Here is a 14,003-nt window from a genome sequence, read left to right on the forward strand (position 1 = left end):
GCCCAGTATGCGGGAAGGTGACAAGTCGTCAGCCCTCACCCGACCTTCGCGCTTTCGCCCGTGGCACGCGGTGCCTGGCCACGCCGACCACCACCGGCTGAACGGTCCATAATGGACCTTCGAGTTCCTGTCGGCCGATGTCGACCGGATCGGCGTCGTCGTCGCCTCTCCGTCGCGTCGGCGCGCCCTCGTAGCGCAGGCCCGGCAGCAGGTGTTCGTGCTTCATGATCACGCTGTGTGGCGCGACCGTGGTGTGCTCGCCGACCACGGCGCCGTACAGCGGGACCGTGGCGTCGCCGAGCGTCGAGTGCGCGCCCACCTTGACGTGACCGATCTTGAGCACCCGGTCCTCGAAGGTGTGCGCCTGGAACATCGCGTTGACGGTTGCGCCGTCACCGAACTCCAGCATGTCCGGGTCGACGATCTGGGCGAAACCCTCGCCCAGCGCCACCCGTTTGCCGATCTTCACGCCGATCCAGCGCAGGTAGATCGGCAGCAGCAGCGTGCCCTCCAGCGCCGACAGCGGCTTGCCGGCGATGAAACCCCAGGCCACGTAGAGGAAGTCCCAGCGGCTGCACCAACACGACCACAGTGGGTGGATGCCTTCCTTCACGCGGCCCAGCAGTCCCCACTTCATCGCGAGCACGGTCAGGCACAGGAACGCGCCGGTGAGCAAGCTCGTCGTGGGGACCCCGAGCAGCAGAAAGGCCGGTGGGTCGAGGAAACTGGCGGCTTTGGTGATGCCGTACGTCCACAGGGAGACCGCGGCCAGCGGCACCAGTGGCAGCGTGAACCGGAGCCACTCCCAGAAGTTCCGGTCGATCACGCGGATCAGGGACGGCTCGTGCGTCAGTGACCGGTCGACGCTGACGATCTCCCGCTGCGGCAGCTCGAACGGCGGATGCCCGAACCAGGACGTCCCGGGCCGCACCAGCCGGTCGTCGGCGACCGTGGAGATGCCGATCAGGATGTCCGGCGGCAGGTGCTGGCCGGTGGCGATCACCGCATGGTTGCCGAGGAAGGTGTTGGCGCCCAACTCGACCTCGTCGAGCACGACTATGCCGCGCTGCACCCGTGGCCCGCAGAGGTAGATGCCGTCGGCGAAGAACGTGTCGGGACCGATGGTGACCAGTTCCGGCACCACGTCGATGATCGTGCTGATCTCGCAGCCGGAACCCACCCTCATGCCGGCGGCACGCAGCCAGACCGGCCAGAAGATGCCGCCGGACAGCCACTTCCCGGCCGAGTCGACCAGGCCCGTCTTCAACCACACCCGGATGTAGTCGACGCTGTACCGGCTGATCACGCCGGGAAGGATCGGCCCGAGGGCGCGGGAGACGATGGCCTCCAGGGCGACCTCGTACACCAGTGCGAGGCAGGCGCAGACGCCGAGCATCGCCAGCAGCGCGAGGTGATCCAGGGGATTGGCCAGCGCCGCAAGGAGGGTGTCATACGTCAGGTCCAGCTCGGACACCACGAAGGCGGCGATCAGCGCATACGGCAACGCCAGCACGAGTCCGAGCAGGGTACGGCTGAGGATCATCGCCAGCCCGTGCGCCTTCGGTGAGAGCGTCGGGGCGGTTCTGGTCGGTTCGGGCGGGTCTTCGGCTCGGCCGGCCGGCTTGGCCGGCGCGCCGTCCCATCGCTCGCCGTCAGGAACGGTGCTCCCGGTCGGCAGATGGGACAAGGCGGACAGCCAGGCGTTGCGGCCGACGCGGGCGTGCGGGCCGACGCCGGCCCGGATGTCGATCGTCGCGCCGCTGTCGATCGTCACCGGGCCGAGCACGACCTGGCCCTGTTCGAGGTGCACCAGGCCGAGCGAGGCGTCCTGGCTGACAGTGACGTCGTCGCCGATGTCCAACAGGTCCCAACCGCCCTGCTGGAGATTGACGCCGCGATGGATGTGCACGCGCTCGCCGATCCTCGCGCCGAGCTTGCGCAGCACGATCGACGTGTACTCGGTGCCGGCGATCGTGCCCCACGGGATGAACCGCATGAACTGCCGGACGATCCAGATCCTGACGTGGAACGGACTCCACACCGGCGTGCGCACCGCGGTGTACTTCCCGATGAGCAACCGCTTGGCCCGGACGGCGATCTCGATGGACAGCGGCGTGATCGCCAGCCGCAGCAGGCCGAGGATCACCGGGGTGAGGAAGATCAGCCCGGTCAGCCCGATGCGTTCGGACAGCCAAGGGATCACCCAGAACACGCTCAGATAGGCGACGATCGACCCGACCGCGAGTTCCAGCGCGAGCCACAGCGCCTGCGCGACCGTCGCGCCGATCACGTCGACGGTGTGCCGTTCTCGCTGGCTGCCGGTGGATTCCGTGTCCGGCACGGCCCGTTCGAGCAACGCGCCGATCGTGCGCGTCTCGTAGAGGTCCCGGACGGTGATCGACGCGGTCGCGGGGTTCGTGCGCAGCTTGGTGATCAGCATCGCGCCGTTGAGGGAGCTGCCGCCGAGATCGGTGAAGAAGTCGTCGGTGGGGCCGGGAAGTTCGGGTAGTTGCAGCACGGCCTGCACGGATTCCGAGATGAACAGGGCGACCGGATCCGTCGGGGTGGGCTGTGCGGTGTGCTTGCGGGCGCGATGCGTGGTCAGCACGGGAAGCTCGGTGCGGCGCAGCTTTCCGCCCGCGGTGCGGGGGAGCTCGTCGATGATGCCGAAGGCGCCCGGCATCATGTAGGTCGGAAGGGCCTTGCGCAGCTCGGCCTTGAGCGCCTCGACGTGTGGCGGCTTGCGTGGATCGGTCGGAACGACGTGCGCGGCAAGCATTTCCGTCGCGCCTTCGCCCTGTACCCGGCAGGCGGCCTCGCGGATTCCGGGGCAGCGGGCGAGAACGGCCTCGATCGCCTCCAGCTCGATGCGATAGCCCCGCAGCTTCACCTGCGAGTCGATTCTGCCGTGGTAGAAGAAGGTTCCGTCCGGTTCGGCGTGCACGAGGTCGCCCGTCCGGTAGATCCGGCCGAGCTTCGGGTGGTCGACGAACTTCGCCTTCGTCAGCTCCGGCTGGTTCAGATACCCCAGCGCCAGCCCGGCGCCGCCCATGCACAGCTCGCCCTTCTCGCCCGGGGCAACGGGTTCGAGGTTGTCGTCGAGCGCGTACGCCTGCATGCCCGGCACCGGCTTGCCGATCGCCACCGGCTCGCCGGGCACGATGTCCTGGCGCATGCACGTGACCGTGCACTCGGTCGGGCCGTAGCCGTTGACCATCCGGCGTCCGAGCGACCAGCGTTCCGCGACGTCGTCCGGCAGTGCCTCGCCGCCGACGTACAACAACCGTAGGTGCAACAGTTCCGTACGCGGATCGTCGCAGCCGGTGGCACGCAACAGGGTCGGCGGCGGGCAGAGCACGGTGATGCGCTCATTCCGTAGCCAGGGCACCAGATCCGGCCCGAGCCGCGCGGTCTCGTCATCCATCGACACGACGGTGGCGCCCGTCGCCAGCGCCATCCAGATCTCCTCGACCGAGGAGTCGTAGGCGGGCGAAGACCCCTGTGCGACACGGTCTCCGGGGCCGAGGTCGAACTCCGTCATGTCGCCGCCGACCAGGTTCGCGGCGCCCCGGTGCGGGATCATCACACCCTTCGGCCGGCCGGTGCTGCCGGAGGTGTAGATGATGTACGCGACGTCGTCCGGGCCGGGCGGGTCGGGCAGTGGCAGCGCCGGCGTGGTCAGCGGCAGGTCGACGCGGATGATCGGCCCCGGGTAGCCGATCCGGGCCGCCCGCTCCGCGCCGGGGGCGTCGGTCAGCAGCGCCCTCGCCTTGGAATCGCCGAGGATGTGCGTGACCTGGTCGTCCGGGAACGCCGGGTCGACGCACACGTACGCGGCGGCGGAGCGCAGCACCGCCAGCTGCGCCACGTACAGGCGCGGCGTGGTGCGTCCCAGCATGATCGCGGCGACCGCGCCGCGGCCGACGGCCAGATTCACCACGCCGGCCAGCAACTCCGACTCGTGCTTGAGCTCGGCGTACGTCAGCGTGTCGCGGCCCGGACGGTTCGCCGCGGGCGGCACGTCCACCGCGACCGCGTCCGGCCAGCGCACCGCGGCCTGCGCGAAGAACTCGTGCAGGACCCGTGGCCGCTCAGCGGTGGACGACATTGAGCATGGCCAGCAGGTGGTCGGCGAGCATCGGGCGCAGCAGCTCACGCTCGTCGTCGGTGCGGAACTTGAAGCCCTGGATCCGGCCGAAACACGTCGCGTCACCGCAGCGGCAGTCGAACGGCTCGGCCATCTCGAACTCGGTGCTCTCGTAGTGGAACGTGATCTCCTGCCACGGCTCGATCGGCCGCAGCGCGAAGAACGCCCGGCCGCGGAGCTGGGCGTTCGGCGCGCAGCTGTGGTTGGTGAACCGCCAGAAGAAGCGGTCCATCAATTCCTCGGGCGCGTGGCCGCCGGGCAGGTCGAGATGGATTCCGGCGCCGACCTGGACCGAATAGCGGGTCGGTTCCTCGGTGATCTGGCCGTCCACCCCGAAAAGTCGGCTGCCGGCCGGGAAATCGCGTTGCGCGACGAGTTTGAATTCGCCGCTCGTGCGCACCACCGCGAATCCGTCCGTGGTTGTCATCACCGGGTCCTCCCTGCTCGTTTCCGGTGATGACTACGTGTCGGCTCGCCCCGTCGGTTCACCGGTGAGCAGGGGTTACATTCGGAAAAGTCGGACGTTGATTGACTATCCGGCCGGTATGCCGACCGCCGCGGCCGCGTCGGCCAGCCGGCGCACGCCGTCGATCAGCACCTCGGGCGGCGCGCCGGCGAAGGTGAGCCGCAGGTGTGGCGCCGGCGGGTCGGCCGCGTACCAGCCGCGGCCGGGGGAGACGACCACGCCGTGCGCCGCGGCGGCGGAGGTGAGCGCGAGGTCGTCGACGCCGTCCGGCAGTCGGACCCATGCCTGCATGCCGCCGGTCGGGATCGTCACCGGGCGGAGTTGGGGGAGTTCGGTGGCCAACGCCGAGAGCAGCGCGTCTCGGCGGGCCTTGAGTGCCGGTCGGAGCGACTTGAGGTGGCGCTGCCAGGCTGGCGATGACAGGAATTCCAGCGCTGCCAGCTGGAGCGGGCCGGCGACGAAGAAGTCGTCGAGGACGCGGGCCGTGCGCAATCTAGCGCCGGCAGCACCCCTAGCGCCGATGGCGGCGACGCGTAGCCCCGGAGCGGCGGTTTTCGTCAGCGAGCGCAGGTAGATGACGTGGCCGTGGACGTCGTCGGCCGCCAGCGGTGGCGGTGGCGCGCCGTCGATGACCAGGTCGCGGGCGAAATCGTCCTCGATGAGGAACGCCCCGTGCTCCGCTAGCACCGCTAGCACTTCCAGCCGCCGCTCGCGGGACAGCACCGCCCCGTGCGGATTGGCGTAGAGCGGCTGGCAGTAGAAGACCTTGGCACCCGTGTGGGCGAAGGCCGCCGCCAGCAGATCCGGCCGGACGCCGTCGGCATCGGCCGGCACCGCGACCACGCGCAGGCCCCCGCTGCGGGCTGTCGCGATCGCCCCGAGATACGTCGGCGCTTCGACGAGGAGCGTGTCGCCCGGCGCCGTCAGTGCCCGGAACGCCGTGGACAACGCCGCTTGGCCGCCCGGGCACACCACCATGTCGCCCGCCCGGAACGCGCCACCCGCCTGCCGGGCGAACCACGCCCGGAGCTCCTCCCGCCCTTCGACCGGCCCTCGCGCCCAGGCCTCCGGCCGTCGGGACGCCCGGCCGAGCGCCGCGCCGAGGGCTGCCACCGGCTGCAGCTCCGGGTCCAGGTAGCCGCCCGACATCGGCACCATCTCCGGGCCCGGCATCGCCAGCAGATCGGGCAGCGACTCGTCCCCCGGCGGCTTCGCCCCGAGCGCCACCGACTGCCACTCCAGATCCGGCACCTCCGGCGCCGGCTGCCTCGTCGCCGCGTACGCCCCCTTGCTGGCGCGGACCTCGATGACCCCTTCCGCCGTCAGGCGGCGCATCGCGTGCTGCACCGTCACCGGCGAGACCCGCAGCTCGGCCATGATCGTCCGCACCGACGGCAGCCGTCCGCCCGGTCCCGCCGTGTGGGCCGCCGCGCGAAGCAGTCGGATAACACCTTGCTCTGCGTTATCCTCATTCATGAGAGTCAAGGATAACGTTACTGCTCCCGGGCGGGTAACGTCCGGCATCCTGCTCGGGGCACTCGGCGTGTTGGCCTTCAGCTTTACCCTGCCCGTCACCAGGATCTCCGTCGCCGCCCTCGACCCCTGGTTCGTCGCATTCGGCCGCGCCGCGGTAGCCGGCGTCCTCGCGATCGGCTACCTCGCGTTATCCCGCCCACCGCGCCCGGTCACCGGTCAGCCCGCTGACGCCGAACAACGCGTGATGTCAGGCTCGTCTCCGACGGCCGCCCAGCCTGATGCTTGGACAGGTCAGGTCGCCGTCGATGCGGAGCGGGAGTTTCCCCGTGGCTCATGGCCCACCGCCGCCCAACTCCGTCGGCTCGTCGTGGTCGCGTGCGGCGTGGTCATCGGCTTTCCGCTGTTCACGTCCATCGCCTTGACCCAGGCGACGGCCGCGCACGGGGCGGTGGTGATCGCACTCTTGCCGGCGGCTACTGCGGTCTTCGCCGTCGTGCGAGGGGGCGAGCGTCCGTCGCCGAAGTTCTGGCTGGCGGCGGGGGCCGGCTTTGCGGCGGTGTTGGGGTTCGTCGCCGTCTCCGGCGGGATGGCCGGCGGCTTCAGGGCCGCCGACCTGTGGTTCCTCGCCGCGGTGGTGGTGTGTGCGCTGGGCTACGCCGAGGGCGGCGCCCTCGCCCGCGAGCTGGGTGGCGCGCGGACGATCTGCTGGGCGCTCGTCCTGGCGTTGCCGGTGACCATTCCCGTCGCCGTCGTGTCCGCGAACGGGCTCGGTGCCGCCGCGGGGCCCGCGTGGCTCGGCTTTGCTTACGTCGCCCTGGTTTCGCAGTTCCTCGGCTTCTTCGCCTGGTACGCGGGGTTGGCCCGCGGCGGCGTCGCCCGGATCGGCCAGATCCAGGCGGTGCAGCCGGTGCTGACGCTGGCGTGGTCGGTGGTGCTGCTGCACGAACACGTCGACGTCGTGACGGTGGTGGTCGCGGTCGTCGTACTCGGGTGTGTGGTGTTGACCCAGCGCGCCCGGTGATCAGGCGGCCGGCACCGGCTGGGGCGCCGGCGGGCCGACATAGCGGGCGGCGGGGCGGATGACCTTGCCGCCGCCCGCCTGCTCGAGGACGTTCGCGGACCAGCCGATCACCCGGCTGGCGGCGAACGTCGGCGTGAACATCGAACGCGGGATGCCGCACTGCTCCATCACGACGCCGGCGTAGAACTCGACGTTCGCGTACAGCTGCCGGCCGGGCTTCAGCTCGGCGAGGATCTCCACGATCCGGCGCTCGACGGTGACGGCGAACTCGGCCAGGTCCGGCGCGAAGCCCCTGGCGGCCAGGTCGAGCGCGATGTCGCGGAGCATGCGGGCGCGCGGGTCCTCGGTGCGGTATACGGCGTGGCCGAAGCCCATGATCCGGTCGTCGGCGGCGACCTTGCCGCGGGCCCAGGCGTCGATCTTCTCGGGCGAGCCGATCTCGTCGAGGCTGTCCAGCGCCCGGTCGGGGGCGCCGCCGTGCAGCGGGCCGACGAACGCCCCGATCGCGGCGGCGACCGCGGAGACGACGTCCGAGCCGGTGGACGCGACGACCCGGGCGGTGAACGTGGACGCGTTGAAACCGTGGTCCACCGTCGAGACGAGATAGCTCTGGACGGCGGAGACCTGGTTTTCGTCGGGCATCTCGCCGGTGACGAGATAGAGCCAGTTCGCCGCCGCGGACAAGTCCGCACGAGGCTCCAGCGGCGGCAGGCCGGAGCGCAGCCGGTACAGCGCGGCGAGGATCGTCGGCGTCACGGCGCTGACCAGCAATGCGTCGGCGCGGCGGCGCTCGGGCGTCGAATCCCAAACGGGCGGCAGGTCGCGGGCGGCGGCGATCAGCGACAACGCCGTCCGCAGTCCGGCCAGCGGGCTGAACTTCTCCCCGGCGCGCGCGATCGCCGGCAGCACCTCGCGGACCTCGTCGGGCAGCGGACGCAGAGCGGCGACCTTGTCGGCGAACTCGAGCCGTTCGACGGCGTCGGGCAGCCGGCCCTCGACGAACAGGAACCAGACGTCCTCCAGCGTCCGGGTCCTGGCCAGGTCGATCGCGGGGTAGCCGCGGTAGTGGTAGAAGCCCTCGGCGCCGCGCACGTCGCCGATTTCCGTGGTGGTGACCACGACGTCACGTAGACCAGCCGGTACATCCATGACAACCTCCATCTCGACTGGTCAACTGTCGATTTGGCAATCAACTATTGTCAATGTTGATACAGTCAACATGAACCGAGGAGTCGCAGGTCGTGGCGAGCGGGAGTGACGAGCGTTACCTGAGCACGGCCGATGTCGCCCGCCGGCTGGGCGTGAAGGCGACGACCGTCTACGCCTACGCCAGCCGCGGCATGCTGCGCAGCACCAAGCTGCCCGGTCGTCGCGGCAGCTTCTTCCGGCAGGACGAGGTCGACGAGTTCGTCGCGAACAGCCGTGACGCCCGTCAGGCGTCCGGCGCCGTCGAGCGGATCCGCACCGAACTCACCCTGCTCGACGACGACATGCTCTTCTACCGCGGTCACAATGTCGCCGAACTCGCGCTGACCGTCAGCTTCGAGGCCGTCGCCGGACTGCTCTGGACCGGCGAACTCGACAAGACCCGCACGTTCCGGCGTTACGACAAGCTTGTCGACACCGTCCGCACGGCACTGGCCGCTCTGCCGGCGGAAACCGGGACGATCGACGCGATCAAGGTGGCCGTCGCGGTTCTCGGCGCCGTCGACCCGCTGCGGTTCGACCTGTCGACGCCGGCCGTCGTCCGCGTCGGGCAGAAGCTCATCGGCGTGCTGGTCGACGCCCTCCCCGGCGGCGCAGAAGGCGGTGCCGACGACGGGCTGCTGATCACCGAACGGCTCGCCGGCAAGCTCGGCGGCCGACCCGTCGACATCGGGCTGCTCAACATCGCCCTGGTGCTGCTGGCCGACCACGATCTCGCCGCGTCCACGGTCGCCGCCCGTGTCGCCGCCAGCGCCCGCGCCCACCCGTACGCCGTGGTTTCCGCCGGACTCGGCGCGGTCGACGGTCGGTACCACGGTGTGCAGAGCACACTCGCGTACAGATTCCTCAGCGAGGCGATGGACAACCCGCTGCGGGCCATCGCCGAACGGCAGCGCGCCGGCGGCATCCCCGGTTTCGGGCACCGCGTCTACCGCGCCCATGACCCCCGCGCCGAGGTGTTGCTCGGCCTGCTGCGCGGCCATCCGGACGCCGCCGAAGTGATGGGCACGGTCGACGCCGTGATCATCGCCGCCGACTCGTTCCCCAACGTCGACCTGGCCCTGGCCGCCCTCATGCACGCCTACGACCTGCGTCCCGACGCCGGCGAGACGATCTTCGCGCTGGCCCGCACCGCCGGCTGGCTGGCGCACGCGATCGAGGAGTACCGCGAACCCGGACTGAGGTTTCGACCACTCGGCGTGTACACCGGCGACCGTCCGGAGCGATGATCGGCCATGCGCTCCGCCAAGGACTTCTTCCGGCCGCTCGCGGTCGGCGCGCCGCAGCCGCTGCGGGAGATCCCGTTCCGGCCGTCCCGGATGATCCACTTCTTCGACCCGGGCAACGAGAAGATGGCCGCCAAGGTGCCCGACCTCGTGCCCAAGGTGGACGTGCTGCTGGGCAACCTGGAGGACGCCGTCCGGGCCGACCGCAAGGAGGCGTCCCGGGCCGGCCTGGTCGCCGTCGCCAGGGCCACGGACTTCGGCGACACCCAGCTGTGGACCCGGGTGAACAGCCTCGACTCCCCGTGGGGCCTCGACGACCTGCTCACGCTGGTCACCGAGATCGGCGACAAGCTCGACGTGATCATGGTGCCGAAGGTGGAGGGCGCCGAGGACATCCACTACGTCGACCGGCTGCTCGCCCAGTTGGAGGCGAAGGCCGGCCTGACCAGGCCGATCCTGGTGCACGCCATCCTGGAGACGGCCCGCGGCGTGGCCAATGTGGAGGAGATCGCCGGCGCGAGCCCCCGCATGCAGGGCATGTCGCTCGGCCCGGCCGACCTGGCGGCGAGCCGCCGGATGAAGACCACCCGGGTCGGCGGCGGCCACCCCGGATACCTGGTGCGCACCGATCCCACCGGTGACGACCTGACCGCCGGCCGGCACACCTACCAGCAGGATCTGTGGCACTACACCGTCGCGCGCATGGTCGACGCCTGCGCGGCGCACGGAATCCTGCCTTACTACGGGCCGTTCGGCGACATTCGCGACGTCGTCGCCTGCGAGGACCAGTTCCGCAACGCCTTCCTGCTCGGCTGCGTCGGCGCGTGGAGCCTGCACCCGGCGCAGATCGACATCGCCCGCCGGGTGTTCTCGCCGTCTCCGGACGAGGTGGCGTGGGCCCGGAAGGTGATCGCCGCGATGGGCGACGGCACCGGCGCGGTCATGATCGACGGCAAGATGCAGGACGACGCCACCGTCAAGCAGTGCCGGGTCGTCGCGGAACTCGCCGACGCGCTGGCGGCGCGCGACCCCGAACTGGCCAAGGCGTACGCGGAGGCGTCCCATGACTGACCTGCGACCGCGCCGGTCGGCCCTCTACATGCCGGGTGCCAACGAGCGTGCCCTGGAGAAGGCCAAGACGTTGCCGGCCGACGCGCTCATCCTCGACCTGGAGGACGCCGTCGCCCCGGACGCCAAGATCGCCGCTCGTGACCGGGTCTGCGCCGCCGTCGCCTCCGGCGAGTACGGCCGCCGCGAGCTGACGATCCGCGTCAACGGCATCGACACCCCCTGGCACGAGGACGACGTGCGCGCCGCCGCGAAGGCCGGGCCGGATGCCGTGGTGGTGCCGAAGGTCAACTCCGCCGCCGACGTGCACGCCGTCGAACGCGTGCTGGAGCAGGAAGGCGCCCCGGACCGGACCAAGATCTGGGCGATGGTGGAGACTCCGGTCGCTATCCTGCACGCCAAGGAGATCGCCGCCGCGAGCGGCCGGCTCACGGTGCTGGTCATGGGCACCAACGACCTGGCCAAGGAGCTGCAGGCGCAGCATGTTCCCGGCCGCGCCCCGCTGCTGACCGACCTGTCGCTGTGCCTGCTCGCCGCGCGGGCGTACGGCAAGCAGATCCTCGACGGCGTCTACAACGACGTGAAGGATCTCGACGGGTTCGCCGCCGAGTGCCGGCAGGGCCGCGAGTTCGGGTTCGACGGCAAGACGCTGATCCACCCGAGCCAGCTGGAGCCGTGCAATCGGGCGTTCGCGCCGTCCGAGGCCGAGATCGAGCGGTCGCGGCGGATCATCGCGGCGTTCGACGAGGCCATGGCGCGCGGCGACGGTGTTGTCACCGTTGACGGGCGGATGATCGAGAACCTGCACGTCGACGACGCCCGCCGGCTGCTCGCGCTCGCCGACGCCGTCGAGGCGATTGGTTGAACGCCGTCAGCCACAGCACGCCGCCCAACGCGAACCACGGGTTCCACAGCACGAGGCTCCAGAACCGCTCGTCCGCGCCGACGTCGGCGATGCCGGTCAGCAGCACGAATTCGATCAGCACGCCGCGCGCCACCAGGATGGCGCCGGCGAACTGGCCGACCCGCTGCCACGGGTGCTTGAGCAGGCAGAACGCCGCGCCGGCGACCAGCAGCACGGCGACGCCCCACAGTCCGAACAGGACGAACCAGAGCGGTCGCCGCGCCGCCAGGTCCGCGCCGGCCGAGGCGGCCAGCCCGATGTCCCCGCCGACGGCCCAGTAGACGTGCAGTGCCGCGAACAGCGCGCACCAGCACGCCGCGATCTTCCCCCACATGTCCAGTGATGCTAGACGAACGCTGTTTGTCTAGGTACGGTAGACAGATGCCGGTAGACCGGGACCTGCTGCGGGACGCCCGCGCGGCCGCCGATGCGTGGGCCGAGGCGCAGGAGCGTACCGAACTTGCCAAGGCCGACTACCACCACGCGGTGCGGCGGCTGCACCTCGCCGGGGCCTCGCTGCGCGAGATCGCCGACGCGCTGGACATCAGCCACCAGCGGGTGCACCAGATGATCGAGGAAGCGGGCGGCACCGAGGGCTGGAAGCCGCGGCTCAAGGTCGGCGACTGCTCGTTCTGCGGCGCGAGCGCCGAGGAGGTCGAGCGGCTCATCGCCGGTCCGGGCGTTTTCGTCTGCGACGGCTGCGTGCGGCGGTTCCGCGCCCAGCCGCCACTGACCTCCAGCGCGTCGGACTGCTCGTTCTGCGACCGGCCGGCCGCCGCGGACGGCTGGCTCGCCGAGCAGGCGGGCGTGCGGATCTGCGACCGCTGCCTGGAGTTCTGCGACGAGGTCCTGGCGACCCAGGTCTGAGGTCCGGGCCGCCGGGACCGCCGCGGCTACTTGTCGGCGATGCGGGTCGCGGTGGCGGTGCCGTTCGCCTTGGTGGCGACGATGACAACCTTGTCGCCGGTGTGCACGTCGCCGATCGCGGATGCCTTGCCGCCCTTGCGGATCTTGGTGTCGCCGTTGACGGCATAGGTCGCGGTGAAGCCGTCGTCGCTCTTGACGCTGACCGACGTCGAGCTGACCGAATGCACCTCGCCCCGCTGCAGGTCGACGACACGGTGATCCTTGCCGTTCAGCGTGACTTCGCCGTGCGCGACGTGGCCGAGCAGCTGCCGGTGGTGCTTGGCCTTGGCGGGTGCCGGCGCCGGTGCGGAGTTCGAGGTGGACGTGGGTGCGCTGCTGACGGCGTACGCCACGCCGCCGCTGGTCACCAGTGCCATCACTGCCGCGCCGGTGATCAGTGCCGTCCTGGTTCTGCGTGTCATGACCCCACTGTGTGCCATCAGGCTGAACCTGGCCTGAAACCTGCATGATCAACATTTGTGGGGCTGCACTAGGGTGTGCGCCGTGGCCGAGGTCGACTACTACGAACTGCTCGGAGTCTCGCGCGGTGCATCGGCCGCCGAGGTGAAGTCGGCCTACCGTGCGCTGGCCAAGGTGATGCACCCGGACGCGGGCGGCACCGCCGGCACGTTCCGGCTGCTCCAGCTCGCGTACGAGACGTTGACCGACCCGACCCGGCGCGCCCGCTACGACCTCGGCGACCCGCCGGAGCCGGCGCCGGCCACCGCCCCGCGGACCAGAAGACCCGCGCCGAGGCGGGATTTCGGCGACGACCCGAACTACGTGCCGAAGCTGCCGCGGATCGATCCGCGTGGCATCCCCTGGTGGCAGACCGTCGACGCCGGCGAGCGGGTCCGGTACGTGCCGCAGGTCGGGCCCGGTCACGCCCCCGTCGTGGTCGCGCTGGCCAGCCTGATCCTGTTGCTCTCCATCCTGTTGGCGATCAACCTGAGCCCGTTCTTACTGGCCGTCGTGCTGGTCCTGATGGCCGCCGCCGTTGTCGTGCTCGTCCGGATGGGGCGGGGCTTACTGGCCGCGAAGCGGGAGCACCAGGCCTTCACCGCCGAGATCGGCACCAGCAAGTCGTTCGGCCTGCCGGGTGACCGGGCCGAGAAGCTGACCGCCGAGCTGCTGGCCAAGTACCTCAACCGGCTGCCCGGCGTGCGTGTCTTCCATGGCCTCGCGCTGCCCGACTCCGTGTTCGCCGACGTCGACCACGCCGTGCTGTGCGGCCATCGGCTGGTGCTGATCGAGTCGAAGCTGTGGCTGCCCGGTCATTACGAGGTCGACGACGCCGGCGCGATGTGGCGCAACGGCCATCCGTTCCGCGGTGGCGCCGTGCGGCTGGAGGACTCCATCGACGCCTTCGCCGACCTGCTGCCCGGCGTCGAGGTGCGGGGCGCGGTGCTGATCTACCCCAGCCGCGCCGGCGAGGTGTCCACCGGCGACCCCGACGACGCCTTGGCGCCGCCCATGAGCCCGCACCGCTTCGTGGCCGAGCTGGGCCAGTGGCTCGCCGCCGATCCGTCCACTGTGGATCGAGACGTGTTCCGGCTCGTGCTCGACCGGGTGGTGTCGTAGCC

At 70.7% G+C, this 14,003-nt stretch carries 12 protein-coding genes; 6 read left to right on the forward strand and 6 right to left on the reverse strand.

The window, feature by feature from the left end; genetic code table 11:
* Nucleotides 1-28 precede the first annotated feature (28 nt).
* From BJ998_RS29525 to BJ998_RS29535, 3 genes are all read right to left on the reverse strand, one after another.
* Nucleotides 29-4,108, reverse strand: a complete 4,080-nt coding sequence (locus BJ998_RS29525) for a non-ribosomal peptide synthetase (protein WP_184866616.1) — start codon at nucleotides 4,106-4,108, stop codon at nucleotides 29-31.
* Nucleotides 4,092-4,574: an SET domain-containing protein-lysine N-methyltransferase gene (locus tag BJ998_RS29530; RefSeq protein ID WP_184866617.1), complete on the reverse strand. Its 483-nt coding sequence runs from the start codon at nucleotides 4,572-4,574 to the stop codon at nucleotides 4,092-4,094. Before BJ998_RS29530 ends, BJ998_RS29525 begins: the two co-directional genes overlap by 17 nt.
* A 105-nt stretch (nucleotides 4,575-4,679) precedes the next feature.
* Nucleotides 4,680-6,137, reverse strand: a complete 1,458-nt coding sequence (locus BJ998_RS29535) for an aminotransferase-like domain-containing protein (protein ID WP_312890389.1) — start codon at nucleotides 6,135-6,137, stop codon at nucleotides 4,680-4,682.
* Between BJ998_RS29535 and BJ998_RS29540 the strand changes: the two genes are divergently transcribed.
* Nucleotides 6,088-7,110: a DMT family transporter gene (locus BJ998_RS29540; RefSeq protein WP_221338167.1), complete on the forward strand. Its 1,023-nt coding sequence runs from the start codon at nucleotides 6,088-6,090 to the stop codon at nucleotides 7,108-7,110. The genes BJ998_RS29535 and BJ998_RS29540 overlap by 50 nt on opposite strands.
* Here BJ998_RS29540 and BJ998_RS29545 read toward each other — a convergent pair whose 3' ends face one another.
* The gene (locus tag BJ998_RS29545) at nucleotides 7,111-8,259 is read right to left on the reverse strand and encodes a citrate/2-methylcitrate synthase (protein WP_246488682.1); all 1,149 of its coding nucleotides are present in this window, start codon (nucleotides 8,257-8,259) and stop codon (nucleotides 7,111-7,113) included.
* A gap of 92 nt (nucleotides 8,260-8,351) precedes the next feature.
* On the opposite strand from BJ998_RS29545, the gene BJ998_RS29550 reads away from it, so the two are divergent.
* Genes BJ998_RS29550 through BJ998_RS29560 form a run of 3 tightly spaced genes read left to right on the forward strand, consistent with a single transcriptional unit; the run spans nucleotide 8,352 to nucleotide 11,475 of the window.
* Nucleotides 8,352-9,545 carry a citrate synthase gene (locus BJ998_RS29550; RefSeq protein WP_184866620.1) on the forward strand — a complete coding sequence of 398 codons (1,194 nt, stop codon included), beginning with the start codon at nucleotides 8,352-8,354 and terminating at the stop codon, nucleotides 9,543-9,545.
* Nucleotides 9,546-9,551: 6 nt separating this feature from the next.
* Nucleotides 9,552-10,613 (forward strand): HpcH/HpaI aldolase/citrate lyase family protein, encoded by a 1,062-nt coding sequence (locus BJ998_RS29555; protein ID WP_184866621.1) that lies wholly within the window; start codon nucleotides 9,552-9,554, stop codon nucleotides 10,611-10,613.
* Nucleotides 10,606-11,475, forward strand: coding sequence for an HpcH/HpaI aldolase/citrate lyase family protein (locus BJ998_RS29560; protein ID WP_184866622.1), 870 nt, complete (start codon nucleotides 10,606-10,608; stop codon nucleotides 11,473-11,475). The genes BJ998_RS29555 and BJ998_RS29560 overlap by 8 nt, the downstream gene beginning before the upstream one ends.
* Here BJ998_RS29560 and BJ998_RS29565 read toward each other — a convergent pair.
* On the reverse strand, nucleotides 11,384-11,848 hold the full coding sequence (locus BJ998_RS29565; RefSeq protein WP_184866623.1) for a DUF3995 domain-containing protein: 465 nt from the start codon (nucleotides 11,846-11,848) through the stop codon (nucleotides 11,384-11,386). The two genes, BJ998_RS29560 and BJ998_RS29565, sit on opposite strands and share 92 nt — an antisense overlap.
* 47 nt (nucleotides 11,849-11,895) lie before the next feature.
* Between BJ998_RS29565 and BJ998_RS46660 the strand changes: the two genes are divergently transcribed.
* Nucleotides 11,896-12,381, forward strand: coding sequence for a ClpX C4-type zinc finger protein (locus tag BJ998_RS46660; RefSeq protein ID WP_221338168.1), 486 nt, complete (start codon nucleotides 11,896-11,898; stop codon nucleotides 12,379-12,381).
* Between the two features lie 26 nt (nucleotides 12,382-12,407).
* Here BJ998_RS46660 and BJ998_RS29575 read toward each other — a convergent pair whose 3' ends face one another.
* Nucleotides 12,408-12,842: a hypothetical protein gene (locus tag BJ998_RS29575; RefSeq protein ID WP_184866624.1), complete on the reverse strand. Its 435-nt coding sequence runs from the start codon at nucleotides 12,840-12,842 to the stop codon at nucleotides 12,408-12,410.
* Nucleotides 12,843-12,924: 82 nt separating this feature from the next.
* On the opposite strand from BJ998_RS29575, the gene BJ998_RS29580 reads away from it, so the two are divergent.
* The gene (locus BJ998_RS29580; protein ID WP_184866625.1) at nucleotides 12,925-14,001 is read left to right on the forward strand and encodes a J domain-containing protein; all 1,077 of its coding nucleotides are present in this window, start codon (nucleotides 12,925-12,927) and stop codon (nucleotides 13,999-14,001) included.
* The last annotated feature ends 2 nt before the right edge of the window (nucleotides 14,002-14,003 follow it).

Origin of the sequence: Kutzneria kofuensis (assembly GCF_014203355.1) — a bacterium.
GTDB classification, from domain to species: Bacteria; Actinomycetota; Actinomycetes; order Mycobacteriales; family Pseudonocardiaceae; genus Kutzneria; species Kutzneria kofuensis.

Coding starts and splice junctions, on each gene's coding strand:
- BJ998_RS29575 (WP_184866624.1), bottom strand. CDS start 12,842: ATGACACGCAGAACCAGGACGGCACTGATCACCGGCGCGGCAGTGATG.
- BJ998_RS29565 (WP_184866623.1), bottom strand. CDS start 11,848: ATGTGGGGGAAGATCGCGGCGTGCTGGTGCGCGCTGTTCGCGGCACTG.
- BJ998_RS29555 (WP_184866621.1), top strand. CDS start 9,552: ATGCGCTCCGCCAAGGACTTCTTCCGGCCGCTCGCGGTCGGCGCGCCG.
- BJ998_RS29530 (WP_184866617.1), bottom strand. CDS start 4,574: ATGACAACCACGGACGGATTCGCGGTGGTGCGCACGAGCGGCGAATTC.
- BJ998_RS46660 (WP_221338168.1), top strand. CDS start 11,896: ATGCCGGTAGACCGGGACCTGCTGCGGGACGCCCGCGCGGCCGCCGAT.
- BJ998_RS29545 (WP_246488682.1), bottom strand. CDS start 8,259: ATGGATGTACCGGCTGGTCTACGTGACGTCGTGGTCACCACCACGGAA.
- BJ998_RS29540 (WP_221338167.1), top strand. CDS start 6,088: ATGAGAGTCAAGGATAACGTTACTGCTCCCGGGCGGGTAACGTCCGGC.
- BJ998_RS29525 (WP_184866616.1), bottom strand. CDS start 4,108: ATGTCGTCCACCGCTGAGCGGCCACGGGTCCTGCACGAGTTCTTCGCG.
- BJ998_RS29535 (WP_312890389.1), bottom strand. CDS start 6,137: ATGCCGGACGTTACCCGCCCGGGAGCAGTAACGTTATCCTTGACTCTC.
- BJ998_RS29560 (WP_184866622.1), top strand. CDS start 10,606: ATGACTGACCTGCGACCGCGCCGGTCGGCCCTCTACATGCCGGGTGCC.